The sequence below is a fragment of the Acidilobus sp. genome, assembly GCF_049973875.1.
Lineage (GTDB): Archaea > Thermoproteota > Thermoprotei_A > Sulfolobales > Acidilobaceae > Acidilobus.
Window position 1 is genome coordinate 1 of sequence record NZ_JBMFJI010000118.1, and the last position, 580, is coordinate 580.

At 34.0% G+C, this 580-nt stretch carries 1 protein-coding gene; it reads left to right on the forward strand.

All coding sequences use genetic code 11. From position 1 onward, the window contains the following. On the forward strand, window positions 1-580 hold a 580-nt coding region (locus ACP5H1_RS08615), incomplete at both ends, for an FGGY family carbohydrate kinase (RefSeq protein ID WP_427974137.1).

Here is a 580-nt window from a genome sequence, read left to right on the forward strand (position 1 = left end):
GGCAATGCAGAAGAACTGCAGATAGAGTAGAAGAATTAAAGAAAAATTATTTTGACACAATAAAATCCAAAACTGGACTTGTTCCCGATGCTTATTTTTCTGGAACAAAAATAGAGTGGATATTAAATAATGTTCCCGGTGCAAAGGAGAAGGCCAAAAAAGGAGAAATATTATTCGGCACTGTTGATACTTATTTAATATGGAAATTGTCTGGAGGTAAGGTTCACATCATAGATTATTCCAATGCATCAAGAACTATGATTTTCAATATAAATAAATTAGAATGGGACAAAGAATTGCTAGAGATATTAAATATACCCGAAGAGATTTTACCCGAACCATCTCCATCAAGTAAGATTTATGGTTATTCATCAAAAGAAGTATTAGGGGCTGAGATACCAATATCTGGAGATGCAGGAGATCAGCAGGCTGCTTTATTTGGTCAGGCTTGTTATAACCCAGGTATGGTAAAAAATACTTATGGAACGGGTAATTTTATGTTAATGAATACTGGAGAAAAGCCTTATTCATCCAAATCTCTTTTAACAACGGTTGCATGGGGTTTATCTAAAAACAAAGT